Genomic DNA, 23,713 nt, shown 5'->3' on the forward strand with positions numbered 1-23,713 from the left:
TCGTCATGCTGCTCGAAGTGCGTGATCTGCGGGTGGAGTTCAGGACGCGGGACGGGGTCGCCAAGGCGGTCAACGGGGTCGAGTACGCGGTGGACGCGGGGCAGACGCTCGCGGTGCTGGGGGAGTCCGGGTCGGGGAAGTCGGTCACCGCACAGGCGATCATGGGGATCCTCGACATGCCCCCGGGGCGGATCACCGGCGGCGAGATCCTCTTCAAGGGCCGGGACCTGCTGAAGCTCAAGGAGGACGAACGCCGGAAGGTCCGCGGCGCCGAGATGGCGATGATCTTCCAGGACGCGCTCTCCGCCCTGAATCCCGTGCTGAGCGTCGGCGACCAGCTCGGTGAGATGTTCGTGGTGCACCGGGGCATGTCGAAGAAGGACGCCCGCACCAAGGCCGTGGAGCTGATGGACCGGGTCCGCATCCCCGCCGCGAAGGAACGCGTACGGGACTACCCCCACCAGTTCTCCGGCGGTATGCGCCAGCGCATCATGATCGCGATGGCGCTGGCCCTGGAGCCCTCCCTGATCATCGCCGACGAACCGACGACGGCACTCGACGTCACCGTCCAGGCCCAGGTCATGGACCTCCTCGCGGAACTGCGGCGCGAGCTGGACATGGGCCTCATCCTCATCACCCACGACCTCGGCGTCGTCGCGGACGTCGCCGACCGCATCGCCGTCATGTACGCCGGCCGCATCGTGGAGTCCGCCCCCGTCCACGACATCTACAAGGCCCCGGCCCACCCGTACACCCGTGGCCTGCTCGACTCCATCCCACGACTGGACCAGAAGGGCCAGGAGCTCTACGCCATCAAGGGCCTCCCGCCCAACCTCACCGCCATCCCGCCCGGCTGCGCCTTCCATCCGCGTTGCGCGAAGGCCCGCGACGGGTGCCGCACCGACGTACCCCCGCTGTACGACGTGACGTCGTCGGACGGCACCCGGGTGAGCGCCTGCCACTTCTGGAGGGAGTACCTCGATGACCGAGTCGACGACCAAGTCAACGGTTGATCCGATCCTGGAGGTCAGTGGACTGGTCAAGCACTTCCCGTTGACTCAGGGCATTCTGTTCAAGAAGCAGGTCGGCGCGGTCAGGGCCGTCGACGGGGTGGACTTCACGCTGGGCGCGGGGGAGACCCTCGGCATCGTCGGCGAGTCCGGCTGCGGCAAGTCGACGGTGGCCAGGATGCTGGTCAACCTGGAGCGGCCCACGGCCGGGTCGATCAAGTACAAGGGCGAGGACATCACCAAGCTCTCGGGCAGGGCCCTGAAGGCGGTCCGCCGCAACATCCAGATGGTCTTCCAGGACCCGTACACCTCCCTGAACCCCCGGATGACCGTCGGCGACATCATCGGAGAGCCGTACGACATCCACCCCGAGGTCGCCCCCAAGGGGGACCGGCGGCGCAAGGTGCAGGAACTCCTCGACGTGGTCGGCCTCAACCCCGAGTACGTCAACCGCTATCCGCACCAGTTCTCCGGCGGTCAGCGCCAACGCATCGGCATCGCCCGCGGATTGGCTCTCCGGCCGGAGATCATCGTGGCCGACGAACCGGTCTCCGCGCTCGACGTGTCCGTCCAGGCCCAGGTGATCAACCTGCTGGAGCGGCTCCAGGGGGAGTTCGGGCTGAGCTACGTCTTCATCGCTCACGACCTGTCGATCGTGCGGCACATCTCCGACCGGGTGGGCGTGATGTACCTGGGCCGGATCGTCGAGATCGGCCGCGACGCCGAGATCTACGACCACCCCACCCACCCCTACACGCAGGCACTGCTGTCCGCCGTCCCCCTGCCCGACCCCGAGGCGCGGGAACACCGCGAACGGATCATCCTCTTCGGGGACGTGCCCTCCCCGACGAACATCCCGTCAGGGTGCCGCTTCCGCACCCGCTGCTGGAAGGCCCGCGAGACGTGCGCACAGGAGGTGCCGCCGCTCGCGGTACCGGCCGAGTTCCGGCACGGATCGGGCCCGGCGGCCCATGACTCCGCCTGCCACTTCGCGGAGGAGAAGCAGCTCGTGCCCCAGGAGGAACCGCTGGACGATCATGCCAAGGGGGCCTGATAGCCATACAAACGCACACCAATCGCGTTAACACGCAGGCAACTTGGCTGACGTCGTTCCGATATACGGACGCGCGAAGCTGAACAGCGTACGGCCGTGCGGGTGCCGTAAACGGGCCGGGGCGCGCCATGTCGCCCCGGCCCGTTGCCGTGCCCGCTCCCTCAGGGGCTATCCCAGACCCAGTGACCGCTTCAGGAAGTCGACCTGAAGCAGCAGCAGGTTCTCCGCCACCTGTTCCTGCGGGGTCATGTGCGTGACCCCGGAGAGCGGCAGCACCTCGTGCGGGCGGCCGGCCGCGAGGAGCGCGGAGGAAAGCCGCAGCGCGTGGGCGAACACCACGTTGTCGTCCGCGGTGCCGTGCACGATCATCAGCGGCCGGTGCGGTTCCGCGGCCGACGTGAGCCCGCCGTCCGTCACCAGCGAACTCCTCGCGTACGCGTCGGGGCTCGCCGCAGGGTCGCCCAGGTACCGCTCCGTGTAGTGGGTGTCGTACAGCTGCCAGTCGGTGACCGGGGCGCCCGCGATCCCGGCATGGAAGACATCCGGGCGGCGCAGGACGGCCAGGGCCGCCAGCCAGCCGCCGTACGACCAGCCGCGGATCGCCACCCTGGACAGATCCAGCGGATGCGACCGCGCGAGGTCGTGCAGCGCGTCCACCTGGTCGTCCAGGGAGAGCGTGAGATCACCGTCGATCGCCTTCTCCCAGGCGGGGGAGCGGCCGGGGGTGCCGCGCCCGTCGGCGACGACCACCGCGAAACCCTGGTCGGCGAACCACTGCGACGTCAGGTGCGCGTTGTGCGCCGCCAGCACCCTGGGGCCGTGCGGGCCGCCGTAGGGGTCCATGAGGACCGGCAGGGGTGTGACGCCGTCGTAGTCCCTCGGCATAAGCAGGGCGCACGGTACGCGGCGTGCGCCCCCCTGTGTGAACCGCACACGCGGGGACAGACCCGGGTGTTCCGCGCAATTCGCCACAGTGGCCACCTGCTTGCCCTCCCGCAGGACCCGTGCCTGGGCCCCCGCCCGGCCCGGCGTCGCGGAGACGAGGACCGTCACACGGCCGGAACGCACCGCCGAGTGCACGCCGGGCTCCTCGGAGACCCGCTCCACACCCAGCTCGTTCACCCGGTAGACGTGGAGCTCGCCGATCTCCGGCGCCGCGGCGGCCTCGCCCGCGGACGCGGAGACCAGCACATCGTCGTCGGACACGTCCAGCACCGCCCGGACGTGCAACTGCGGCCCCGTCAGCGGGCGTTCGCCCACCGCCAGCACCCGCGCGCCGCCCTCGTCCGCGACACGCACGAGCTGCCCCGACGGGCTCCACGCGGGCACCCCGGGGAAAAGATCAAGCCAATGTGGATCTTCGTCGGCGTGCACCATCCGGGTCGCCCCGGTGTCCGGGTCCACCGCCAGGAACAGCTGGCTGCGCTGGTCCCGGGCCTGGACGAGAAGCAGCGGAGCACCCGCCGCTGACCAGTGCACATGCGCCAGATACGGATAGCGTGCACGGTCCCACACGACCTCCGTGCGCGTCCCGGACAGGTCGGTCACGAAGAGCCGTACCTCCGCGTTGGCGGTGCCGGCCGCCGGATACGCCACCCGCTGCGGGTCCCTGTCCGGCTGCGCGGGGTCCGAGATCCACCAGCGGCGCACCGGCGTGTCGTCCACGCGCGACACGAGCAGCCGGTCCGAGTCGGGCGACCACCAGAAGCCGCGTGAACGGCCCATCTCCTCGGCCGCGATGAACTCCGCCAGACCGTGGGTGACGTTCGCCGTCCCCTCCTCGGTGAGCGCCCGGTCGTTCCCGCCCTCCGCCTCCACCACCCGCAGCGTGCCGCGGGTGACGTACGCGACGTACCGGCCGTCGGGGGAGGGGCGCGGGTCGATCACCGGTCCCGGCACATCGAGTACGCGTGCCGTACCGGCTCGCAGCTCCGCCACGAAAAGCCGCCCTGACAAGGCGAAAGAGGCCAACTCCACGGCCGCGTCGGTGGCATAGCCGACGATCCCGGCGCCGCCCTCACGGCTGCGCTCACGACGCGCGCGCTCCTCGGCCGACAACTCCTCGGAGGAACCGTGCAGCAGCGCCTCCGGGTCGGCCGCCACCCTCTCCAGGCCTCCGGCCGGGGGGACTCCCGTCCCACTGCGCCCGGCATCGTCCGGGAGGTCCAGCACCCACAGTTTGTTGGCCCGGTCGGTACCGGACGAGGAGCGCAGGAACACGACACGGGAACCATCGGGAGCGACGGAGAACGCGCGCGGCGCGCCGAGACTGAAACGCTGTGTCCGTGCGTGCCGACGGGGGAAGGACTCGGGCTCGGTCGTCATGACCCGACCATATTGGCCATGCGCCCCCTTGTGCGGCCGTGCGCCGATCGATGCGCGCGTTTGGATAGTTATGATCACTACCGCTGAGTGGGTATGAACCTGCTGGCCGCTGTACGGATTCACAACTGCGTCACCCGCGTCATCGTCCGACGACGTCCTCACCGTCGCCGTTCGACAACTGCTTCACTCCCCAGGTCCCAGGGAACTTTTTGGAGGTGAGCCGCCGTGGCACTCTCGATTTCGGCGGTGGTGCTGCTGGCGATCATCGTCTTCATCCTGATCAAGAAGTCAGGGCTGAAGGCACCACACGCGATCATCTGCATCCTGCTCGGGTTCTACCTCGCCTCCTCGACCATCGCGCCGACGATCAGCGAGCTGACCACCAACATCGCGGGCATGATCGGCAGCATCAAGTTCTGAGACCTCCGACCGCCCCCGGGCCCTCCCTCCCACCCGTTCCCGTGAATGCCTGCGCCCCGCACGGGCACGGAGCGGGCGCCTCGTAGGGTGGGCCCATGACCGATCTGCCCGCTCGCCGACTGCTCCTGGTGCACGCGCACCCGGACGACGAGTCGATCAACAACGGCGCGACCATGGCCAAGTACGCGGCCGAGGGAGCGCGGGTGACGCTGGTGACCTGCACCCTCGGTGAGGAGGGCGAGGTCATCCCGCCCCACCTCGCGCATCTCGCGCCCGACCGCGACGACGCCCTGGGCCCCTACCGGGTCGGTGAACTGGCCGAGGCCATGAAGGAACTCGGCGTCACCGACCACCGCTTCCTCGGCGGCCCCGGCCGCTACCGCGACTCCGGGATGATGGGCGTCGAACAGAACGAGCGGCCCGGCGCCTTCTGGTCCGCCGACGTCGACGAGGCCGCCGGCCACCTCGTCCAGGTCATCCGCGAGGTTCGCCCCCAGGTCCTCGTGACCTACGACCCGGACGGCGGCTACGGCCACCCCGACCACATCCAGGCCCACCGGGTCGCCATGCGCGCCGCCGACCTGACCGCCGACCCCGGCTTCCGCCCCGACCTGGGCGGCCCCTGGGAGATCGCCAAGGTCTACTGGAACCGGATGCCGCGCGGAGTGATCGTCGAGGGCTTCGCCCGGCTCCGCCGCCACCTCGCGGAACCCGGACGGCTCCCCTTCGCTCGGGCCGCCGCCGTCACCGACGTGCCGGGCGTGGTCGACGACCACATCGTCACCACCGAGATCGACGGCACCGGCTTCGCGGCAGCGAAGGCCGCCGCGATGCGCGCCCACGCCACCCAGATCGAGGTCGCCGAACCCTACTTCGCCCTCTCCAACGAGCTGGCGCAGCCCCTCCTCACCACCGAGTACTACGAGTTGGTGCGCGGCAGACGCGAAGGCGGGAGCCGGGAGAGCGACTTGTTCGAAGGGATCCCCGGCATGTCTGTCGAGGGGATCCAGAACGGAACGGGCCTGTGATGCGTACGACTGTGTATGACGAACGAGTGGTGTGGACGCGCGGCGGCCGAGAGGCGGGCGCGCGATGAAGCCGAGCCGGCCGCCCGCGGGTGGACAAGGCAGCATGCTCGCCCAGCCGTTGACCCTGCCCTCGCTCGGACGGATCGCCGCCTACCTGGGCCTCTTACTGCTGGGAGCCGTGATCGGAGTGGCCGGCGGGCTCGTCCAAGCAGCATGGTTCCCGCTCGGATTGCTGCTGGCGCTGATCGGCGCTGCCGGGCTGTTCCTGGGTGGCGCCCGGGTGACGGGCGGCAGGGCGGGGGCTGTTGCGCCGGCCGCCGGCTGGATGATCTCCGTGGTCCTGCTGACCTCCACCCGCCCGGAGGGCGACTTCCTCTTCGCCGCGGGAGTCGGCTCGTATCTCTTCCTGCTCGGCGGCATGGCTGTGGCTGTGATGTGCGCCACCCTTGGGTGGGGGCGTCAACCGACCGCATCCGGCGCCCGACTTGGGAAGTGACGTACCACTTCGCCGCAGTCAGGGGGTGCGGGTCCCGTGTGGGTTTCCCACGCGGTCGTGGGATACGCGCCGGAAGTGGCCAGTATGGTGGTGCGCGCCGCCGAGCTGCCCGCTGAGTTGAGGTCGTGACGGGCGGCGGAGCAAACCGGGAGAACCTGCCTTGAGTCGTGAAACTGACACTTCGTCCTCCGGGGCCAATGGGCGCGGCAGCACCGCGTACCCGTCGGGGACACCGCCGTACGGCACACCCATGGCCACCGAGGCCGGTGCCGAAGCGGCCCGGTCGGCCGCAGGCGAGCGGCCGGACGGCCCCAAGACCGAGACCACACTGACGACCCGGGTCCGGATCAACATCCCCGGGTCCCGGCCCATCCCGCCGGTCGTCGTGCGCAAGCCGGTCGGTGACGGCGAGGGCCCGGCGGACGACGCCGGCTCCGAGTCGGAGACCACCGGCACCACGGCCATGCCCGTGCTGACGAACACCCCGGCGCCCGCGCCGGAGCCGTCCCCGGCGGCCGACGACAAGCCGGCGAGCGACTGGTTCGCGCCACGCAAGAGCGCCCCCGCGGGCAAGGCACCCAGCGGCGGGGGCGGCAGCAACGGCGCCGGCTTCTCCGCCGGTGCGGCGGCCGTGGCCGGCGGCCCGGGCGCCCGTCCCGGCGGCGGCAACGGCGCAGGCAGGCCGACCGGCGGCCCCGGTGCTACCCAGCCCGGTGCCCCCCAGTCCGGCGGCCCGCGCCCCGGCGCGAACGGCCCCCGGCCCGGCGGTACGAACGGCGCCGGGCTCCCCGGTGCCACCGGCGCCGGACCGGTGGCTCCCGGCCACGGCGGCGGCACCGGCTCCTTCGACGTGTCGGCCGCGCTCGCCGCCGCCACGTCCGACCGCGAGGACCTGCCGTACTTCTCGGGCAGCGGCGCCACAGGCGGCCCCTCCGGCCCGGCGGGCCCCACCGGCGGCCCCGTCACCGGTGACAGCCCCCTCGGCCCGCCCGCGACCCCGAACGACCCCTTCGGCCCCGCCGCCGACTTCACCTCCCCGGCCGGCGCGGACTACGCCCACCCCGGCGGTGGCCTCAGCGACGACACCGCGGTCCTCACCCCGCAGCGTCCCGCCGGTGACTCCGGCGCTCCCGGCTACGGCGGCCCCGGCCCCCTCGACAACCCCTCCGGGCATACCCTGACCAGCGGCATCCCCGTCGTGCCCCCAAGCACGCAGGGCGCCCCCTACGGCCCGGGCGGCGTCGACGGCGCGACCCGGCACACCCCGCCGAAGCTGCCCGACCCCGGTGCGCAGCAGCAGAAGCCCGCCGCGGGCAAGGCCGCGAAGGCCGCGAAGCCGGCCAAGAAGAAGGGCCGCAGCAAGCTGGCACTCCTCGGCGGCGGCGTGGTCGTCCTCGCCGGCGGTGTCTACGGTGCCGGTCTCCTCATGAACCACTCCGACGTCCCCAAGGGCACTACCGTCCTCGGCGTCGACATCGGCGGCGGCACCCGTGACGAGGCCGTCAACAAGCTGGACAAGGCCTTCGCCGCCCACACGAACAAGGAGCTGAAGCTCACGGTCGACGGCGGGACGGTGACGCTCCGGCCGGACCAGGCCGGTCTCCAGTTCGACATGCAGGACACCGTCCGCGTCGCCGCCGTCAGTGACTACAACCCGATCTCCGTGATCGGCTCCCTCTTCGGGCAGAAGCGGGTCGTCGAGCCCGTCATGCCCGTCGACGAGGAGAAGCTGCGCGTCGCGCTGGAGCGCGCCGCGGGCAGTTCGGGCTCGGCGAGCGACGGCACCGTGAAGTACGAGCCCGGCAAGGCCGTCGCCGTCTACGGCAAGGCCGGCAAGGGCCTCGCCGTGGACCAGTCCTCCGAGGCCGTCGAGAAGGCCTACCGCACCCAGGTCGAGACCGGCACGACCCCCGCCGTGAGCCTTCCGACCACGGCCAAGGAGCCGTCGGTCGACAAGGCCGAGGTCGACCGGTTCATGAAGGAGTTCGCACAGCCGGCGATGTCCGCCATCGTCACCGTGCAGACGGACGCCGCGCACAGCGTCAAGCTGAGCCCCGAGAACTCCCTGTGGAAGTTCCTCACCGTCAAGGCCGTCGACGGCAAGCTCGTCGACTCCTACAACGAGAAGGCACTGAAGGAGCTGTACGGCGGCACCTTCGACGGCGTCCTGATCACCCGGGGCAACGGAGCGAAGACCCCGGTCAACGCCAAGGACGTCTACGGCGCCCTCCGCCTGGCCCTGAAGAGCAAGACCGACCGGGTCGCCGTGATCGACACGAACCCGACCTGACGGAGCACGACGCGGAAGGGGGCACCCGGAGGGACACCGGGTGCCCCTTTCCGCGTATGCGACCGGGCCCGGTACGACTTCTGTCATGCGGGACTCAGGACCGCCGACACGGAGACGGTGGCCCTGCTGGGCCCGGACGGCGCGAGCAGGTCCACCACCCTCGGCCTCTCCCTCGGTCGGAGGCGGTCCGACACCGGCACGGTCCGCGTCCTCGGCACCGGCCCGCATGAGGCCGTTGTCGTGGGCCGCATCGGGGCCATGCTGCCGAGGGCGGCCTCATGGACGAGGTCACCGTCGCCGAGCCGAGCCGAGCCGAGCCGATCCGAGCCGACCGGCCTGCTCGCTGCACCCCCGGGCCGTACCCGGTGTCCCAGGTGCTGGCCCGCGGGCGTCACGCGGATCGCCCACCGCAAGGTCGACAAGCTCTCCGGCGGCCAGGCCCAGCGCGTCCGCTCCTCCCCGGGCCATCGACCCCCACCCCCGCGAGAGCGGCGCGGCGGAGGGGCGAGGCGACTCAGCGGGGGCCTGGAAGCCGCCGGCCGTGGGCAGCCGGCGCAGGGGCGCGGGGAACTGCGCGATCGGCCACGACGCACCCGCAGCCGTCCACGGACCCAGGCCCCCGCGGCGAGAACACGCACCCGGCCCACAGCTCAACCGGCCCGGGCCCTCAGCCACCCCCCCGCCCACAGCTCAACCGCCCCCGCCCTCAGTTCAGCCGCGCCCGAGCCGCCCCCGCCTGCTGCCGCACCCGCTCCGCCGCACTCTCGTCCACCCCCGCCACCACATCCGCGTACGCCTCCAACTCGACCGCCCCCCGCAGGAACTCCCCCCGCTGCACCAGCAGCTGCGCCCGCTCGTACCGCAACCGGGCCGGATGCGAGGGCAGCGCCAGCGACAACTCGATCGCCCACAACGCCACGTCCGACCGCTCCGGCCGGGCGGCGGCCCAAGCCCGCACGTTGTTCAGGATCCTCAGCACGACGTCCAGCGGATCGGCCGGCCGCAGCATCCCCGGCTCCAGTGGTCCCCCCGTCGCACCGGCGACCAGCGTCTCCGCATCGCTCCCGGTGAGCACCCGCCCCCCGTCGAACGGATCCGCCAGCACCTGCTCCTCGGCAGGCCCGAACCCCACGACGAAGTGCCCGGGCAACGCCACCCCGTACACCGGGGCGCCCGCCCGCCGGGCCACCTCCATCCACACCACGGACAACAGGATCGGCAGCCCCCGCCGCTGTTCCAGCACCCGGTGCAGCAACGACGACTCCAGCCGCTGGTAGTCCGCGGCGGAGCCGCGGAAACCGCAGCGGTCACCGAGCAGGCCCGCCAGCGCGAGCGCCCAGGCACGGGGCCCGCCGGGACGGTAGGGCAGCAGCCCCGCGAGCCGGTCGAGTTCGATCTGCGCCGCGTCGAGGCCGGCCTCGTTGAGCGCCCCGTCGCCCGCGGCCCCCACCAGCAGGCACAGCGTCGCGAGATCGGGCCGCTCGGCACGCGCCTCGGCCGCGAACCGCCGCCGAACCTCGGCGGCCCGCTCCGGCTCCGGCGGCAGTGGGGCACGCATGTCAGGGTGCTGCCCGCTCATGACGATCGATACGACTCGGAACCGGAACGACCACCGAAGCCGGAGGGGTCACCGGCCCCCTCGGGCGCCCGGTAGTGGTGATACGCGTGGTGCGCGGCGAAGCCCATCCCCGCGTACAGCGCCCGTGCCCCGGCGTTGTCCGTCTCGACCTGGAGCCAGCCCGCCGAGGCCCCTTCGTCCAGCGCCCGCTGGGCCAGCGCGGCCATCACGGTCGTCGCGAGTCCCTCACGGCGCCGCCCCGGATCGACCTCCACGGCCGCGAAACCGGCCCACCGCCCGTCCACGACGCACCGCCCGATCGCCGCGGGCGGGGCACCCTCGTCCCCCGGCACCGTCGCGAACCACACCGAGGGCCCGCTGCCGAGCACCTTCAGCGCGACCTCGCTGACCCCCTTGCGCTGGTAGCGGCTGAGCCACGCCTCGTCCGCCGTCCGGGACAGCCCCACCCCGGGCGCCTCCCGGTCCGCGACCGGCGCGAGCCCCCCGATCCACAGCTCGGCGGTGACCTCCCGGGTCCACCCGCGGTCCGCCACCTCCGCGCAGAGCAGCTCCTGGGTGCCTTCGCCGCCGGTGGCCAGCTGCATGTATGCGGGCAGCCCCCGGGCCGCGTACCAGCCGCGTACGGCCGTCAGGGCCTCGTGCAGGGGTATGCCGGGGTCACCGAGGGGCAGCACCGAGTTGGCGCGCCGGGTGAAGCCGGCGGCGGCCCGCAGCTCCCACCCGCCGAGCGACTCCCGCTCGACCGGCTGCCAGGCCCGGGCGGAGACCCGCGCCAGTTCCTGGTACGAGGCCGCGGGTCCCCGTCGGCGGGCGGGCGCGGCGGGCACCACCTTCCCCGCGACCAGCGACGACTCCTCGATCCGCACGCGCTCCCCGTCCCTGCGGGTGATCAGCAGCACGCCGTCGTCCCATGATGTGAGAACACCAACCGTGTCGGTGAATTTCCGACCCGCGACGGCATCCTCGTCGACGCGCCGCACGGAGACGCGTTTTCCCACGTCAGCGGCGGAAACGCGGATCTCGAGACGTCCTCCGGCAGAGATTTCCACAGGTCAGTTCACCCCTCCTGTTCGGATCATGCCCAGGAACGGAGATACTAGGTGCGGGCATCGACGACGCCGCGCTCCCGCGCGCCAGGCGGCGGAGCCTGAGGAGGCCCGCCAGCGCCCTATCGAGGAGGAACGACAGCGTGACCTACGTCATCGCGCAGCCTTGTGTCGACGTCAAGGACAAGGCGTGCATCGAGGAGTGCCCGGTCGACTGCATCTACGAGGGTCAGCGGTCCCTCTACATCCACCCGGATGAATGCGTCGACTGCGGTGCCTGTGAGCCGGTGTGCCCGGTCGAGGCGATTTTCTACGAGGACGACACTCCGGAGGAGTGGAAGGACTACTACAAGGCGAACGTCGAGTTCTTCGACGAGCTCGGCTCTCCCGGCGGTGCGAGCAAGCTCGGTCTGATCGAGCGCGACCACCCCTTCATCGCCGCCCTGCCGCCGCAGGCCTGAGGCAGCGACGCCGCGGGCCCGCCCGGCCGGCGGCCCGCGTCCAGCGCCGCCTCGGTCCCGTACGGCCCGATCACCATGATCGCCGTACGGGACCGAGGCGTTCGCCGTACGAGCAGTACGTACGCCTGCGTCCCGCCGTAGGGGAACGTACGTACGAGAAAGTGAGCCAGATCCCGTGTCCGCAGTCAGCGATCGTCTCCCCACCTTCCCCTGGGACAAGCTGGAGCCGTACAAGGCGACGGCCGCCGCCCACCCCGACGGCATCGTCGACCTCTCCGTGGGCACCCCGGTCGACCCGGTTCCCGAGCTGATCCAGAAGGCGCTGGTGGCCGCCGCCGACTCGCCGGGCTACCCGACCGTCTGGGGCACCCCCGAACTGCGTGACGCGATCACCGGCTGGGCCGAGCGCCGCCTCGGCGCCCGCGGGATCACCCACCGCCACGTCCTGCCGATCGTCGGCTCCAAGGAACTGGTCGCCTGGCTCCCCACCCAGCTGGGCCTCGGCCCCGGCGACCGGGTCGCGTACCCGCGCCTCGCCTACCCGACGTACGAGGTGGGCGCCCGCCTCGCCCGCGCCGATCACGAGGTCTACGACGACCCGACGAAGCTCGACCCCGAGGGCCTGAAGCTCCTCTGGCTGAACTCGCCCTCGAACCCCACCGGCAAGGTCCTCTCCCAGGAGGAACTGACCCGGATCGTCGCCTGGGCCCGCGAGCACGGCATCCTGCTCTTCTCCGACGAGTGCTACCTGGAGCTGGGCTGGGAGGCCGACCCCGTCTCGGTCCTCCACCCGGACGTCAACGGCGGCTCGTACGAGGGCATCGTCGCCGTCCACTCCCTGTCCAAGCGCTCCAACCTGGCGGGCTACCGCGCGGCCTTCCTGCTGGGCGACCCGGCCGTGCTGAACCCGCTCCTGCAGATCCGCAAGCACGGCGGCATGATGACCTCCGCCCCCACCCAGGCCGCCGTGGTCGCCGCCCTCGGCGACGACGCCCACGTCCGCGAACAGCGCGACCGGTACGCCGCACGCCGCGCCGCCCTCCGCGACGCCCTGGAGCGCCACGGCTTCCGCATCGAACACAGCGAGGCCAGCCTCTATCTCTGGGCCACCCGGGACGAGTCCTGCTGGGCCACGGTCGCCCACCTCGCCGACCTGGGCATCCTCGTGGCCCCGGGCGACTTCTACGGCTCCGCGGGCGAGCACCACGTGCGCGTGGCCTTCACGGCCACGGACGAGCGGGTCGCGGCAGCGGTGGCCCGCCTGACCCGGGCGTAGCCCCGACCGCACAGCCGAAGGGGCCCGGGGGAAACCCCGGGCCCCTTCGGCCGCTGGACCAGGTGTCAGCCGAGCGGGCTCTTGACCGGCAGCTTGCCCGTCGGCAGCCCGCCCTTCGCGACGGAGTCCGTCGGCAGCCCGCCCTTCGTCGCGCCCTTGGCCGCGTCACCCAGAGCAGCACCGGCGGTGCCCGCGGCGTCCCCGGCGGTCTTCCGGGCGACGGGCGTCGTCTTCTTGACGGCCTTGCCGCCGGTCTTGCTCACGGTCGGCAGGGTCTCCTTGGCCGCCTTGCCGCCGACGTTGCTCGCCACGCCGGTGACGCTCTGCGTCGCGCCGTCGACGGTGTTACCGGCGTTCGTCCCGTCCACGGCGGACAGACCGCCCAGGTCCGGGGTGGCCGGGAGTTCGGGCGCCGCGCTCGCGGAGCCGGCCGCACCGACCACGGAGGCCGCTCCCGCTGCGGTCAGCAGCGCGGCATTGGCGATCCGGCGGGTCAGGGGGAGGGACATGGTGCTCCTTTGACGGAAGAGAACGGTGAAGTGTCCGACCGTGCCCGGGAGTTGACCGCCGAATGGCTGTCGACGGGATCGTTCCGGGCTCGGACGCAGTGATTACCGCTCGTGGTCCGCGAAGGTTGCGGCGGCCCAACGTAAAGAGTTGGCAATGCGTCGCATTATCGAATCCGGATAAAAACGGATGAACGGCGCGCGATTCGACAGTCTGCCGAATCCTTACGGCTACACGCTCCCAGGGGTTTCGAAGAGGCGAGGGCACGCGGGCGAAAACCCGCGCACCTCGTCGACCCGGCGCACCACGCTTAGCTCCGACGGGTGAGTGCCGAGCCCCGCTGTCCAAGGACGATTCGGACCTGCCGACCATGGTCGCCCCGTGCCGACGCGAACCTCTGCCGTCCCGCGGGTGACGCGACTCTCTGCCGTCCCGCGGGTGACGCGACCCTCTGCCGTCCCGCGGGTGACGCGACCCTCTGCCGTCCCCCGGCGACACGGGCCCTTACCGTCCCGTGGTGATGCGGACCTCGGTCGTGGATCCCTCCGTCGCCGCGGCCTTCCGCCACGCACCGGCCCGCCCCTCGGCGACCCACTCCCGCCCGGCGTACGAGACGCGCTCGACGCCCAGCCGGGAGGAGTTCGCGACGGCCCAGTGCGCCAGCTCCCAGCCGCGCCGCCGCATGTCGTCCGCACCCCCGGTGTCCGGCACGGGGATCGTGAGGGCCGAGACGGCCGGGCGCGCACTCGCCCCGCCCGCCGGCCGGGCGGCGGACGAACCCGGGGCGCTCGCGGAGGCGGCGGAGCGCTTCGACTTCACCACGGCCCCGGCCGTCTCGACCATCTTGTCCCCGAAGTCCCGCGCCAGCGCGCTGCGCACCGCCTCGGGGCCGCCGCCGTACGCCGTGGCGGACGCCTCCCGGCGTCCCTCGCAGGTCAGTGTGGCCGCCGCCCGGCCGGTCAGCGCGGCGGCCAGCAGCGCGGCGTCCGGCTCGTGCTTGGCGTAGGCGTCCGGGTAGCCGCTGCGCTGCACCCGCTGGGCGGCCACGGTCAGCGGCAGCTCCTCGTAGTCCGCGACCTTCACCAGGTGCTCGTAGAACGCGCCCGCCGCGTACACGGGGTCCTGGATCTGCTGCTCGGTGCCCCAGCCCTGCGACGGGCGCTGCTGGAACAGCCCCAGGGAGTCCCGGTCGCCGTGCGCGATGTTGCGCAGCCCGGACTCCTGGAGCGCGGTCGCCAACGCGATCGTCACGGCCCGCTCGGGCAGGTCACGCGAGGTGCCGACGGCCGAGATCGTCGCCGCGTTCGCCGCCTGCTCGGGAGTGAACTCGTACGACGTCTTCGCGTCGTCGGCCGACACCACCTTGCACTTCGGTGTGCCGTTGCCTCCGGTCAGATACTGCATGGTCAGATACGCCCCCAGCGCGAGCAGCACGACGAACGCCGCCGCGAAGCGCAGGAAGCAGCCCCCACGGCGGCGGGGGCGAGGATGAGGAGAAACGGTGTACGACTCTGGCACGCCGTCCAAGGTACTGGAGGGTAATGGGAACGTGCCGCGGGTTGTGGACAACCTCGTCGCGTGCGGCCTGAACCGGTCGGCGGCCGGAACCGTGCGGGCGGCGCGTTAGGGTCGAGGGCATGGCCGAGACCCCGATTGACCTCACCCTGGACGCGGCGCGGCTGACCGCGCAGCTCGTCGACTTCCCCTCCGAGAGCGGCACCGAGAAGCCGCTCGCGGACGCGATCGAGACCGCGCTGCGCGCCCTGCCGCACCTCGCGGTCGAGCGCTACGGCAACAACGTCGTCGCCCGTACGCACCTGGGGCGGGCGGAGCGGGTGATCCTGGCCGGCCACATCGACACCGTGCCCATCGCGGACAACGTCCCCTCCCGCCTCGACCAGGACGGCGTCCTGTGGGGCTGCGGCACCTGCGACATGAAGTCCGGCGTCGCGGTCCAGCTGCGCATCGCGGCCACGGTGCCGTCGCCGAACCGCGACCTCACCTTCGTCTTCTACGACAACGAGGAGGTAGCGGCCGAGCTCAATGGCCTCAAGCACATCTCCGAGGCCCATCCCGAGTGGCTGGAGGGTGACTTCGCGGTCCTCCTGGAACCCTCCGACGGCCAGGTCGAGGGCGGCTGCCAGGGCACCCTGCGGGTCCTGCTGAGGACGAAGGGCGAGCGCGCCCACTCCGCCCGCGGGTGGATGGGTTCCAACGCCATCCACGCGGCCGCCCCGATCCTCGCCCGCCTCGCGGAGTACAAGCCGCGCTACCCGCTGATCGACGGCCTGGAGTACCGGGAGGGTCTGAACGCGGTCGGCATCTCGGGCGGCGTCGCCGGCAACGTCATCCCCGACGAGTGCGTGGTCACGGTCAACTTCCGCTACGCGCCCGACCGTACGGAGGAGGAGGCCATCGCCCATGTCCGCGAGGTCTTCGCCGACTGCGGTGTCGAGGAGTTCGTGGTCGACGACCACAGCCCCGGCGCGCTGCCCGGCCTCTCCCACCCGGCGGCCGCCGCCTTCATCGAGGCGGTCGGCGGCACGCCCTCGCCCAAGTACGGCTGGACGGACGTCTCCCGCTTCAGCGCGCTCGGCGTCCCCGCGGTCAACTACGGCCCCGGGAACCCGCACTTGGCGCACAAGCGTGACGAACGCGTGGAGACCGCGAAGATCCTGGCGGGGGAGGAGCGCCTGCGGGCCTGGCTCACCGCCTGAGGCGCCGCAGGGATTCGGCCGGAGGACCGCTGGAGATGAATCACCGCATATCGGCGGGCATCGGAAGGCGTCGGTGACGGATCGCGGCGGACACGCTCGCGTCCCCCCTCCGTAACCCGCGTGGATCTACGCTGAACCGAACCACCAGCACGGCGGAGGGAGCGGACATGGCGACCGGCAACCCCGAGGGCAGGAACCAGCCACCGGAGGAGCAGCGGCTGGGGCCGGTGCTGCGCAGACGCACCCAGGTGCAGGCGAGCACGACCGACCAACGGCTGCTGGACGCGGGCGGCCCCTCGGACTGGGTCCACACCGACCCCTGGCGGGTCCTGCGCATCCAGTCCGAGTTCATCGAGGGATTCGGCACGCTCGCCGAACTCCCGCCCGCCATCAGCGTCTTCGGCTCCGCCCGGACCCCGGCCGGCTCACCCGAGTACGAGGCGGGCGTCCGGCTCGGCCGCGGCCTCGTGGAGGCGGGCTTCGCCGTCATCACCGGCGGCGGCCCCGGGGCCATGGAGGCGGCCAACAAGGGCGCCCTCGAAGCCGGCGGCACCTCCGTCGGGCTCGGCATCGAGCTGCCCTTCGAGCAGGGCCTCAACCCCTACGTCGACATCGGCCTCAACTTCCGCTACTTCTTCGTCCGGAAGATGATGTTCGTCAAGTACGCCCAGGGGTTCGTCGTCCTGCCCGGCGGCCTCGGCACCCTCGACGAACTCTTCGAGGCCCTCACCCTCGTCCAGACCCAGAAGGTGACCCGCTTCCCGATCGTCCTCTTCGGCGAGTCCTACTGGAGCGGCCTGGTCGACTGGCTCACCCACACGCTCGTGGCCGAGGGCAAGGCCGCGAAGAAGGACCTGACCCTGTTCCACGTCACCGACGACGTGGACGAGGCGGTGGCCCTGGTCTCGAAGGAGGCGGGCCGCTGACATTCATCGAGGGAGCCGGGGCGTAGCCCCAGGCTCCCTCGAGGGGCGCGGGGAACCGTGCGACCAGCCCGGAGGCATGGCACCGGCATCCGGCCGAAGCCACCCCCTCGGCCCCGAGCGGGGTTCGGGGGCGGCGGTCCCCGGAAGCCGGGGCCGAGGGGCGCAGCCCCTGGAGACGGGACGGGAAGGGGCGGCGGGGGCGAGAACCCCTAGGCCAGCCCCCGCCGGGCGACCGCAGGAGGCCGGTGCCCCGCGATGGACGCCACCATGTCGAGCACCTGCTTCGTCTCGGCCACCTCATGCACCCGGTACACCTGCGCCCCCAGCCACGCCGACACCGCGGTCGTCGCCAAGGTCCCCACCACCCGCTCCTTCACCGGCTTGTCCAATGTCTCCCCCACGAAGTCCTTGTTGGACAGCGACACCAGCACGGGCCATCCCGTCCCCACCATCTCCCCCAGCCGCCGCGTCGCCTCAAGGCTGTGCCGCGTGTTCTTCCCGAAGTCGTGCCCGGGATCGATCAGTACGGACTCGCGGGGCACCCCCAGCGCCACGGCCCGCTCGGCCAGCCCCACGGTCACCCGCAGGATGTCGGCCATGACGTCGTCGTACTCGACCCGGTGCGGCCGCGTACGAGGCTCGGCGCCCCCCGCGTGCGTGCACACCAGCCCCACCCGGTGCAGCGCCGCCACCTCCGCCAGCCGCGGGTCGACCCCGCCCCACGCGTCGTTGAGGAGATCAGCCCCGGCCTCGCAGACGGCCTGACCGACCTCGTGCCGCCAGGTGTCGACGCTGATGATCACGTCGGGGAACCGCCGCCGCACCTCGGCCACGAACCCCACCGTCCGCCGCGTCTCCTCCTCGGCGGTCACTTCCTCGCCCGGCCCGGCCTTCACACCACCGATGTCGATGATCGCGGCCCCCTCGGCGACCGCCTGCTCCACCCGCGCGAGCGCCGGCTCGTCCTGGAACGTGGCCCCCTGGTCGTAGAAGGAGTCCGGGGTCCGGTTCACGATGGCCATGATCACCGGCTCGTGCGTGCCGAATTCCCGCCTGCCCAGCCTGAGCATCCGCTGTGCCCTCTTCCCGATACGTCCCGCAGATCGACCGCCCTGCCCAACCGCCTGCGACCTTAACTGTCAGACTCGCATGGCACGATCGGAGCGGACACACTCGAGGGGACCCCAGCGATGTTCATGTTCTTGTTCCTGGTCGTCGCGCTCGCGGTCGTGGTGGCCGCGGTGACGCTCGCCGTGGTGGGCGGCGGTGAGAGCGCGGCCCTGCCCGAGGCCACCGCCGAGCGGCTCCAGGACCCGCTGCCGGCCGACCGCCCGGTCAACCGCGCGGACGTGGAGGCCCTCCGCTTCCCGGTCGCCCTGCGCGGCTACCGCATGGTGGACGTCGACGACGCCCTCAGCCGCCTCAGCGCCGAGATCGCCGAGCGGGACGCCCGGATCGCCGACCTGGAGTCCGCGCTCGCCGGCGCCCGCGCGGCCACCACGACGTCGCTGCGCAAGCCGGAGGAGGGCGAGCACCGGTGAGCGACCGCACCGCCCTCGCCGGCCCCGACGGCGCCCTGCGCTGCCCCTGGGCCCTGTCGACCGAGGACTACGTGGCGTACCACGACGAGGAATGGGGCCGCCCGGTCCACGGTGACGACGCGCTGTACGAGCGGCTCTGCCTGGAGGCCTTCCAGTCCGGCCTCTCCTGGATCACCATCCTCCGCCGCCGTGAGGGCTTCCGCGCGGCCTTCTCCGGCTTCAAGATCACCGATGTGGCCGCCTTCACCGAGGCCGACGAGGAACGACTCCTCGCCGACCCGGGCATCATCCGCAACCGTGCCAAGATCGAGGCCACGGTCGCCAACGCCCGGGTCCTCGCGGAATGGGCACCCGGCGACCTGGACACCTTGATCTGGTCCCACGCCCCCGACCCCGCCACCCGCCCGGCCCCGAAGACCCTCGCCGAGGTCCCCGCGGTCACGCCCGAGTCCACGGCCCTGTCCAAGGCCCTGAAGAGACAGGGCATCCGTTTCGTCGGTCCCACCACGGCGTACGCGCTGATGCAGGCGTGCGGCCTGGTGGACGACCACCTGGAGACCTGCGTGGCGAGAGGGGCGCCCCTTTAGAGGTCCTTCGAGGGGGAGGGGGAGTGCGGCGGCCGGGCCCGGCCTCAGCGGCCCAGATACTTCGGCGTCTCCTTGTTCACGAACGCCCGCACGGCGATCGCGTGGTCCTCCGAGGCCCCCGCTCGCGTCTGGAGCTCGTCCTCCTTGCCCAGGGTCTCCGCCAGCGAGTGCGAGAACCCGTAGGCCATCGCCTCCTTGATCGCCGCGTACGCCACCGTCGGCCCCTCCGCCAGCATCCGCGCCACCTGCTCGGCCGCGCCGGGCAGCGAGGCCGCCGGGACGAGCCGGTTGGCGATCCCCAGCTCGTACGCCTCCTGGGCCTTGATACTGCGCGGGAACAGCAGCAGATCGGCGGCCCTGCCGGGACCGATGACGCGCGGCAGGGTCCACGAGACCCCGGAGTCGGCGGTGAGCGCGACCCCGGCGAAGGACGTGTTGAACGCGGCGGTGTCGGCGACCACCCGGTAGTCCGCGGCCAGCGCGAAGCCCAGGCCGGCGCCGGCGGCGACCCCGTTCACACCCGCCACCACCGGCTTCGGCATGCCGGCGATGGCCTTCACGATGGGGTTGTAGTGCTCCTTGACCGTGCTCATGACCTGCGTCGAGTCCTCGACGAGCAGCCCGATGTGCTCCTTCAGGTCCTGCCCCACACAGAAGGCCCGGTCCCCGGCGGCGGTCAGCAGCACGGCCCGTACCGCGTCGTCCCCGGCGGCGGACTCCACGGCCTCCCGCAGCGCGACCTTGGTCGCGATGTTCAGCGCGTTCATCGCCTCGGGGCGGTTCAGCGTGATCGTCGCGAGTCCGTCGTGCACCTCGTAGAGCACGGTGTCGGCCATGGCGGTTACCCCTCCGGTGTCGCGGCTGGTGACGTACTGGTCGGTACGCCCTGCGTCACAGCACAGCATGTCGGAGATCAACGGCGGTGGCGCGGGCCGGACGTGTGACCTGCGTCAAAGAATCTCGATCGGCCGAGCGGCGACCGAGGTCGGTGCGGTGGCGCAGTATCGCAGCCACATCGCCGAATTGGGTGGTTTTGCTCGCGCGCGTTGCTCAAGCGATGCCTACTGATGTTGGTCATCGGGTCGTGAGATGCGGGATAATGGCCTGGAAGCAATGTGTTCGATGCCGGTGTCGCGTGTCCCCAGGTGGGCCCGCGCCTGCCCTCCAGGGCCGTCGGCTTTGGCGATGAGCTGGTTTCAGGAAGGGGAACGAGCATGGCGGCCATGAAGCCGCGGACGGGCGATGGCCCGCTCGAGGTGACCAAGGAGGGGCGGGGCATCGTCATGCGCGTTCCGCTCGAAGGCGGCGGTCGGCTCGTCGTCGAGCTGACCCCTGACGAGGCCGACGCCCTCGGCGACGCCCTCAAGAAGGTCGTCGGCTGACGCGCGTAGCGACCCATATCTCTTCAGTGCCCCGGCACCGCCCCTCGGTGGTGCCGGGGCACTGTTGTGCCGGGTGTACGGCGTGCACCGGGTGAACGGCGGAGGCGGGGCGGGTGGCGGCGGGGGTGCGGGTCTTCAGCGCTTGACCGCGCAGAGCAGCCCATCGCCCACCGGGAGCAGGGAGGGCACCAGCTCGGGGCTCTCGCGGACCGTGCGCAGCAGCTCCCGCAGGCGTATGACCTCGGTCGGCTGGGGGCCCGAGTCAACGGTGCGGCCGTGGGCGAAGACCCCCTCGAAGGCGACCAGGCCGCCGGGTCTCAGCAGACGCAACGATTCAGCGAGGTAGTCGAGGCTCTCCAACCGGTCGCCGTCGCAGAAGACGAGGTCGTACCCGGCGTCCGCGAGCCGGGGCAGCACGTCGAGGGCGTGGCCCGGGATGAAGCGCGCGCGGTTGCTGGCGAAGCCGGCCGCGCGGAACGCCTGCCGGGCGAACTGCTGGTGCTCCGGCTCCGGATCGACGGTGGTCAGCACGCCGTCCGGCCGCATGCCGTGCAGCAGATGGATACCGGAGACACCGGTCCCGGTACCGATCTCCGCGACCGCCTTCGCGTCCACGGAGGCCGCGAGCATGCTCAACGCGGCGCCTGTGCCGGGCGACACCGAGCGCAGCCCTGCTTCCCGAGCCCGGTCGCGAGCCCAGCGCAGCGCGTCGTCCTCGGCGACAAAGGCGTCGGCGAACGCCCAGCTCGTCAGCCGGTTGCCGGTAATGACCCTCTCCTTATGTACCCGCGGATACCTGGGCGTGACTGTATCCGTTGCCGCCGGGAACCTGCTGATGGGACCGGTCGTTTAAAGGGATGAGTGAGTGACGGGGGCCGCGACGGGGGTCAAGTGATGGATCGGTACGGCGAGCAGGCGCCGGTGCAGCTGCTGACAAAGCCATATGAGCCGGATCGGACGGATCAGCCGTATGAGCCGGATCGGCACACATCAAATTCTCGTAAAACCGCTTATCCGGAGCTAACGGGCGAGGTGGCTATGGTAGGGGCTCCACTGGACACCACCAGAGCCGATAGGGGAGGTGCGGCTGCGCCTGTGGATCGGGGAGGAGTGCTGCGGCGCTTTCTCGGGTCGGCGGGCAGGCCGAAATCCGTGAACGACACCGCTGACCACAGCCACGCCGACGCTTCCGCCACGCGCGGAGCGCAGACTGCGACCTTCACCACGGACGCGCACGCGCAGGCGTGGACTCCGCCCACCTGGGAGGAGATCGTCAGCACCCACAGCGGCCGGGTCTACCGCCTCGCCTATCGCCTGACCGGCAACCAGCACGACGCCGAGGACCTCACCCAGGAGGTCTTCGTCCGTGTCTTCCGCTCCCTGTCGACCTACACGCCCGGCACCTTCGAGGGCTGGCTGCATCGCATCACCACGAACCTCTTCCTGGACATGGTCCGGCGCAAGCAGCGCATCCGCTTCGACGCCCTCGGGGAGGACGCGGCCGAGCGCCTGCCCAGCCGCGAGCCCACCCCCCAGCAGATCTTCAACGACGCGCACTTCGACGCCGACGTCCAGCAGGCCCTCGACACCCTCGCGCCGGAGTTCCGCGCCGCCGTCGTCCTCTGTGACATCGAAGGACTGTCGTACGAGGAGATCGCCGCGACCCTCGGCGTCAAGCTCGGTACGGTCCGCTCCCGGATCCACCGCGGCCGCTCCCAGCTCCGCAAGGCTCTCGCGCACCGCTCCCCGCAGGCCCGGGCCGAGCAGCGCCGCGGCTTCACGGTGCCCAGGGTGCCCGCGCTGGGAGGAGGGGGCGCGACCGCGTGAGTGGATCCCGGCCCACCCCTGCTGAGCAGCACCTGGGAGACCGACTCTCCGCGCTGGTCGACGGAGAGCTCGGTCATGAGGCGCGCGAACGCGTCCTGGCACATCTGGCCACCTGCCCGAAGTGCAAGGCGGAGGCGGACGCACAGCGCCGACTGAAGAACGTCTTCGCGGAGGCCGCCCCGCCGCCCCCCTCCGAGAGCTTCCTGGCCCGGCTCCAGATGCTCCCGGCGGGCGGCGACCTGGACGGCGGCTCCCCGCTGGACGGCGCAGGCTTCGGAGGAAGACCCCGGGGGACGCCCGGCGGCCACGGACTCCCCCTCGACTCCTCCGACAACAGGGACTTCGCCGACTTCGGCGTCTTCGGCTCCGCCGGGGACTCCTTCGGATACGTCCCCGCGGGTCCGCACAGCGGCACGCTGTCGCCCTCCGAAGGCCGTGGGCTGCTCGGCGGCCGGGGTCTGACCGGGGGACGCGGTTTCCTCGGTGACCGGGGCTTCCTCAGCGGTCGGAGCTTCCTCGGCGACCGAGGACCTCTCAACGGACGTTCTCCATCGGACGATCGCGGCTTCCTCGGCGGAGGAAGCACGCTCTCGGCGGACGGGGACGGCGGCGAGGACCGGCAGGCCACGGCCGCCGAGGAGCGCCGAGCCACGGGTGACCACGGCTTTCGGATCCACCATGTGAGCCGGCACGAGGCCGAGCGTTCCGCCTCGCGCGGTATGCGGTTCGCGTTCGTGGCGGCCGGCGCGGTGTCGCTGGCCGCGATCGCGCTGGGCGGCATGACCGCCGGTGCCCCCGCCGAGACGGTGGACGCCCGAGGCGGCGCCGGCTCCGGCAGCAACGTCACGCCCCTGCGGACCCAGACCACCGGAGCGGCCACGAGCCCCGAGGCGCAGCGTCGCCGCGGCACCATCGGTCCCCTCCTCGGACAGGGCCAGCGGGCCGACGTGCCGGTGGCTCCGACCGAGGTCTCGGCTCCCCTGCTGCCCGGGATCCCGGCGCCGGGCGGTCAGCTCCGCCAGTCCGCGGACCCGCTGACCAAGCCCGTCCTGGCGGGCGCGGCCGTCATGTCCCCGCTCATACGTCCGCTCACGGCGGTCCCGCTCCTCCAACCGACGACATGGTCACAGGCGCCCCAGCTCACCGCTCCCGGCCTGCTGCCGGCCCCCGACACCACCTCGTCGCCCACTCCCACCTCCCCCGTCCTCCGCTGACACCGAGTTCTGCGCGTCGGCCCGCGA

24 protein-coding genes and 1 pseudogene are annotated in these 23,713 nt (G+C 72.0%); 17 read left to right on the forward strand and 8 right to left on the reverse strand.

Features of this window, described 5'->3' with window-relative positions; genetic code table 11:
- The first annotated feature begins 5 nt into the window (after positions 1 to 5).
- Complete coding sequence (locus tag ACZ43N_RS38290; protein WP_468103906.1) at positions 6 to 1,013, forward strand: ABC transporter ATP-binding protein; 1,008 nt, start codon at positions 6 to 8, stop codon at positions 1,011 to 1,013.
- A complete protein-coding gene (locus ACZ43N_RS38295; RefSeq protein ID WP_468103908.1) occupies positions 982 to 2,064 on the forward strand; it encodes an ABC transporter ATP-binding protein in 1,083 nt (360 codons plus the stop codon). The genes ACZ43N_RS38290 and ACZ43N_RS38295 overlap by 32 nt, the downstream gene beginning before the upstream one ends.
- Before the next feature lie 168 nt (positions 2,065 to 2,232).
- Here ACZ43N_RS38295 and ACZ43N_RS38300 read toward each other — a convergent pair whose 3' ends face one another.
- Positions 2,233 to 4,389, reverse strand: coding sequence for a S9 family peptidase (locus ACZ43N_RS38300; protein WP_468103910.1), 2,157 nt, complete (start codon positions 4,387 to 4,389; stop codon positions 2,233 to 2,235).
- Between the two features lie 225 nt (positions 4,390 to 4,614).
- On the opposite strand from ACZ43N_RS38300, the gene ACZ43N_RS38305 reads away from it, so the two are divergent.
- From ACZ43N_RS38305 to ACZ43N_RS38325, 5 genes and pseudogenes are all read left to right on the forward strand, one after another.
- Positions 4,615 to 4,809 carry a hypothetical protein gene (locus ACZ43N_RS38305; protein ID WP_005480627.1) on the forward strand — a complete coding sequence of 65 codons (195 nt, stop codon included), beginning with the start codon at positions 4,615 to 4,617 and terminating at the stop codon, positions 4,807 to 4,809.
- Positions 4,810 to 4,904: 95 nt separating this feature from the next.
- Positions 4,905 to 5,837, forward strand: coding sequence for an N-acetyl-1-D-myo-inositol-2-amino-2-deoxy-alpha-D-glucopyranoside deacetylase (gene mshB, locus ACZ43N_RS38310; protein WP_468103912.1), 933 nt, complete (start codon positions 4,905 to 4,907; stop codon positions 5,835 to 5,837).
- A gap of 64 nt (positions 5,838 to 5,901) precedes the next feature.
- Positions 5,902 to 6,333: a DUF6113 family protein gene (locus ACZ43N_RS38315; RefSeq protein WP_468103914.1), complete on the forward strand. Its 432-nt coding sequence runs from the start codon at positions 5,902 to 5,904 to the stop codon at positions 6,331 to 6,333.
- 160 nt (positions 6,334 to 6,493) lie between these two features.
- Positions 6,494 to 8,623 (forward strand): hypothetical protein, encoded by a 2,130-nt coding sequence (locus ACZ43N_RS38320; protein ID WP_468103915.1) that lies wholly within the window; start codon positions 6,494 to 6,496, stop codon positions 8,621 to 8,623.
- A gap of 111 nt (positions 8,624 to 8,734) precedes the next feature.
- A pseudogene (locus ACZ43N_RS38325) lies at positions 8,735 to 9,076 on the forward strand (ATP-binding cassette domain-containing protein); the annotation flags it as partial.
- A gap of 253 nt (positions 9,077 to 9,329) precedes the next feature.
- Here the strand turns inward: ACZ43N_RS38325 and ACZ43N_RS38330 are convergent.
- Positions 9,330 to 10,181, reverse strand: coding sequence for a transglutaminase family protein (locus ACZ43N_RS38330; protein WP_468103917.1), 852 nt, complete (start codon positions 10,179 to 10,181; stop codon positions 9,330 to 9,332).
- A 17-nt stretch (positions 10,182 to 10,198) separates the two neighbouring features.
- Entirely contained in the window at positions 10,199 to 11,251 is a 1,053-nt protein-coding gene (locus ACZ43N_RS38335) for a GNAT family N-acetyltransferase (protein ID WP_468103919.1), read from the reverse strand.
- Between the two features lie 140 nt (positions 11,252 to 11,391).
- On the opposite strand from ACZ43N_RS38335, the gene fdxA reads away from it, so the two are divergent.
- Both fdxA and ACZ43N_RS38345 read left to right on the forward strand, forming a co-directional pair.
- Complete coding sequence (gene fdxA / locus ACZ43N_RS38340) at positions 11,392 to 11,709, forward strand: ferredoxin (RefSeq protein WP_004926152.1); 318 nt, start codon at positions 11,392 to 11,394, stop codon at positions 11,707 to 11,709.
- Positions 11,710 to 11,884: 175 nt separating this feature from the next.
- Positions 11,885 to 12,985 carry a bifunctional succinyldiaminopimelate transaminase/glutamate-prephenate aminotransferase gene (locus ACZ43N_RS38345; protein WP_468103920.1) on the forward strand — a complete coding sequence of 367 codons (1,101 nt, stop codon included), beginning with the start codon at positions 11,885 to 11,887 and terminating at the stop codon, positions 12,983 to 12,985.
- 65 nt (positions 12,986 to 13,050) lie between these two features.
- Here the strand turns inward: ACZ43N_RS38345 and ACZ43N_RS38350 are convergent, their stop codons facing one another.
- Together ACZ43N_RS38350 and ACZ43N_RS38355 are read right to left on the reverse strand one after the other, a co-directional pair.
- Positions 13,051 to 13,494, reverse strand: a complete 444-nt coding sequence (locus tag ACZ43N_RS38350; protein WP_468103921.1) for an ATP-binding protein — start codon at positions 13,492 to 13,494, stop codon at positions 13,051 to 13,053.
- Between the two features lie 502 nt (positions 13,495 to 13,996).
- Positions 13,997 to 15,010 (reverse strand): VldE C-terminal domain-containing protein, encoded by a 1,014-nt coding sequence (locus tag ACZ43N_RS38355; protein ID WP_468103923.1) that lies wholly within the window; start codon positions 15,008 to 15,010, stop codon positions 13,997 to 13,999.
- 119 nt (positions 15,011 to 15,129) lie between these two features.
- Between ACZ43N_RS38355 and dapE the strand changes: the two genes are divergently transcribed.
- Positions 15,130 to 16,209, forward strand: coding sequence for a succinyl-diaminopimelate desuccinylase (gene dapE, locus ACZ43N_RS38360; protein WP_468103925.1), 1,080 nt, complete (start codon positions 15,130 to 15,132; stop codon positions 16,207 to 16,209).
- 167 nt (positions 16,210 to 16,376) lie between these two features.
- On the forward strand, positions 16,377 to 17,135 hold the full coding sequence (locus ACZ43N_RS38365) for an LOG family protein (protein ID WP_468103927.1): 759 nt from the start codon (positions 16,377 to 16,379) through the stop codon (positions 17,133 to 17,135).
- 209 nt (positions 17,136 to 17,344) lie between these two features.
- Here the strand turns inward: ACZ43N_RS38365 and folP are convergent, their stop codons facing one another.
- On the reverse strand, positions 17,345 to 18,205 hold the full coding sequence (gene folP, locus ACZ43N_RS38370; protein ID WP_468103929.1) for a dihydropteroate synthase: 861 nt from the start codon (positions 18,203 to 18,205) through the stop codon (positions 17,345 to 17,347).
- Between the two features lie 120 nt (positions 18,206 to 18,325).
- Here folP and ACZ43N_RS38375 point away from each other — a divergent pair, with 120 nt between their 5' ends.
- Positions 18,326 to 18,676, forward strand: coding sequence for a DivIVA domain-containing protein (locus ACZ43N_RS38375; protein WP_468103931.1), 351 nt, complete (start codon positions 18,326 to 18,328; stop codon positions 18,674 to 18,676).
- On the forward strand, positions 18,673 to 19,263 hold the full coding sequence (locus ACZ43N_RS38380) for a DNA-3-methyladenine glycosylase I (protein ID WP_468103933.1): 591 nt from the start codon (positions 18,673 to 18,675) through the stop codon (positions 19,261 to 19,263). Before ACZ43N_RS38375 ends, ACZ43N_RS38380 begins: the two co-directional genes overlap by 4 nt.
- 44 nt (positions 19,264 to 19,307) lie before the next feature.
- Here ACZ43N_RS38380 and chcB read toward each other — a convergent pair whose 3' ends face one another.
- The gene (chcB, locus tag ACZ43N_RS38385; protein WP_468103935.1) at positions 19,308 to 20,099 is read right to left on the reverse strand and encodes a 2-cyclohexenylcarbonyl CoA isomerase; all 792 of its coding nucleotides are present in this window, start codon (positions 20,097 to 20,099) and stop codon (positions 19,308 to 19,310) included.
- Between the two features lie 67 nt (positions 20,100 to 20,166).
- Here chcB and ACZ43N_RS38390 point away from each other — a divergent pair, with 67 nt between their 5' ends.
- The gene (locus ACZ43N_RS38390) at positions 20,167 to 20,331 is read left to right on the forward strand and encodes a hypothetical protein (RefSeq protein ID WP_468103937.1); all 165 of its coding nucleotides are present in this window, start codon (positions 20,167 to 20,169) and stop codon (positions 20,329 to 20,331) included.
- A gap of 146 nt (positions 20,332 to 20,477) precedes the next feature.
- Positions 20,478 to 20,645, forward strand: coding sequence for a DUF3117 domain-containing protein (locus ACZ43N_RS38395; protein WP_003966491.1), 168 nt, complete (start codon positions 20,478 to 20,480; stop codon positions 20,643 to 20,645).
- Between the two features lie 135 nt (positions 20,646 to 20,780).
- Here the strand turns inward: ACZ43N_RS38395 and ACZ43N_RS38400 are convergent, their stop codons facing one another.
- Positions 20,781 to 21,398, reverse strand: coding sequence for an O-methyltransferase (locus ACZ43N_RS38400; RefSeq protein WP_468103968.1), 618 nt, complete (start codon positions 21,396 to 21,398; stop codon positions 20,781 to 20,783).
- A 357-nt stretch (positions 21,399 to 21,755) separates the two neighbouring features.
- Between ACZ43N_RS38400 and sigE the strand changes: the two genes are divergently transcribed.
- Complete coding sequence (gene sigE, locus ACZ43N_RS38405) at positions 21,756 to 22,472, forward strand: RNA polymerase sigma factor SigE (RefSeq protein WP_468103970.1); 717 nt, start codon at positions 21,756 to 21,758, stop codon at positions 22,470 to 22,472.
- Positions 22,469 to 23,686 (forward strand): anti-sigma factor family protein, encoded by a 1,218-nt coding sequence (locus ACZ43N_RS38410; RefSeq protein ID WP_468103939.1) that lies wholly within the window; start codon positions 22,469 to 22,471, stop codon positions 23,684 to 23,686. Before sigE ends, ACZ43N_RS38410 begins: the two co-directional genes overlap by 4 nt.
- The last annotated feature ends 27 nt before the right edge of the window (positions 23,687 to 23,713 follow it).

It is taken from the genome of Streptomyces sp. NPDC030814 (genome assembly GCF_055572155.1).

What these genes read in the sequence shown, in the direction of transcription:
- ACZ43N_RS38390 (WP_468103937.1), top strand. Translation starts at nt 20,167, where the DNA reads ATGTCGGAGATCAACGGCGGTGGCGCGGGCCGGACGTGTGACCTGCGT.
- ACZ43N_RS38300 (WP_468103910.1), bottom strand. Translation starts at nt 4,389, where the DNA reads ATGACGACCGAGCCCGAGTCCTTCCCCCGTCGGCACGCACGGACACAG.
- ACZ43N_RS38350 (WP_468103921.1), bottom strand. Translation starts at nt 13,494, where the DNA reads ATGTCCCTCCCCCTGACCCGCCGGATCGCCAATGCCGCGCTGCTGACC.
- ACZ43N_RS38290 (WP_468103906.1), top strand. Translation starts at nt 6, where the DNA reads ATGCTGCTCGAAGTGCGTGATCTGCGGGTGGAGTTCAGGACGCGGGAC.
- mshB (WP_468103912.1), top strand. Translation starts at nt 4,905, where the DNA reads ATGACCGATCTGCCCGCTCGCCGACTGCTCCTGGTGCACGCGCACCCG.
- ACZ43N_RS38330 (WP_468103917.1), bottom strand. Translation starts at nt 10,181, where the DNA reads ATGCGTGCCCCACTGCCGCCGGAGCCGGAGCGGGCCGCCGAGGTTCGG.
- ACZ43N_RS38295 (WP_468103908.1), top strand. Translation starts at nt 982, where the DNA reads ATGACCGAGTCGACGACCAAGTCAACGGTTGATCCGATCCTGGAGGTC.
- ACZ43N_RS38375 (WP_468103931.1), top strand. Translation starts at nt 18,326, where the DNA reads ATGTTCATGTTCTTGTTCCTGGTCGTCGCGCTCGCGGTCGTGGTGGCC.
- ACZ43N_RS38395 (WP_003966491.1), top strand. Translation starts at nt 20,478, where the DNA reads ATGGCGGCCATGAAGCCGCGGACGGGCGATGGCCCGCTCGAGGTGACC.
- chcB (WP_468103935.1), bottom strand. Translation starts at nt 20,099, where the DNA reads ATGGCCGACACCGTGCTCTACGAGGTGCACGACGGACTCGCGACGATC.
- dapE (WP_468103925.1), top strand. Translation starts at nt 15,130, where the DNA reads ATGGCCGAGACCCCGATTGACCTCACCCTGGACGCGGCGCGGCTGACC.
- ACZ43N_RS38365 (WP_468103927.1), top strand. Translation starts at nt 16,377, where the DNA reads ATGGCGACCGGCAACCCCGAGGGCAGGAACCAGCCACCGGAGGAGCAG.
- ACZ43N_RS38315 (WP_468103914.1), top strand. Translation starts at nt 5,902, where the DNA reads ATGAAGCCGAGCCGGCCGCCCGCGGGTGGACAAGGCAGCATGCTCGCC.
- folP (WP_468103929.1), bottom strand. Translation starts at nt 18,205, where the DNA reads ATGCTCAGGCTGGGCAGGCGGGAATTCGGCACGCACGAGCCGGTGATC.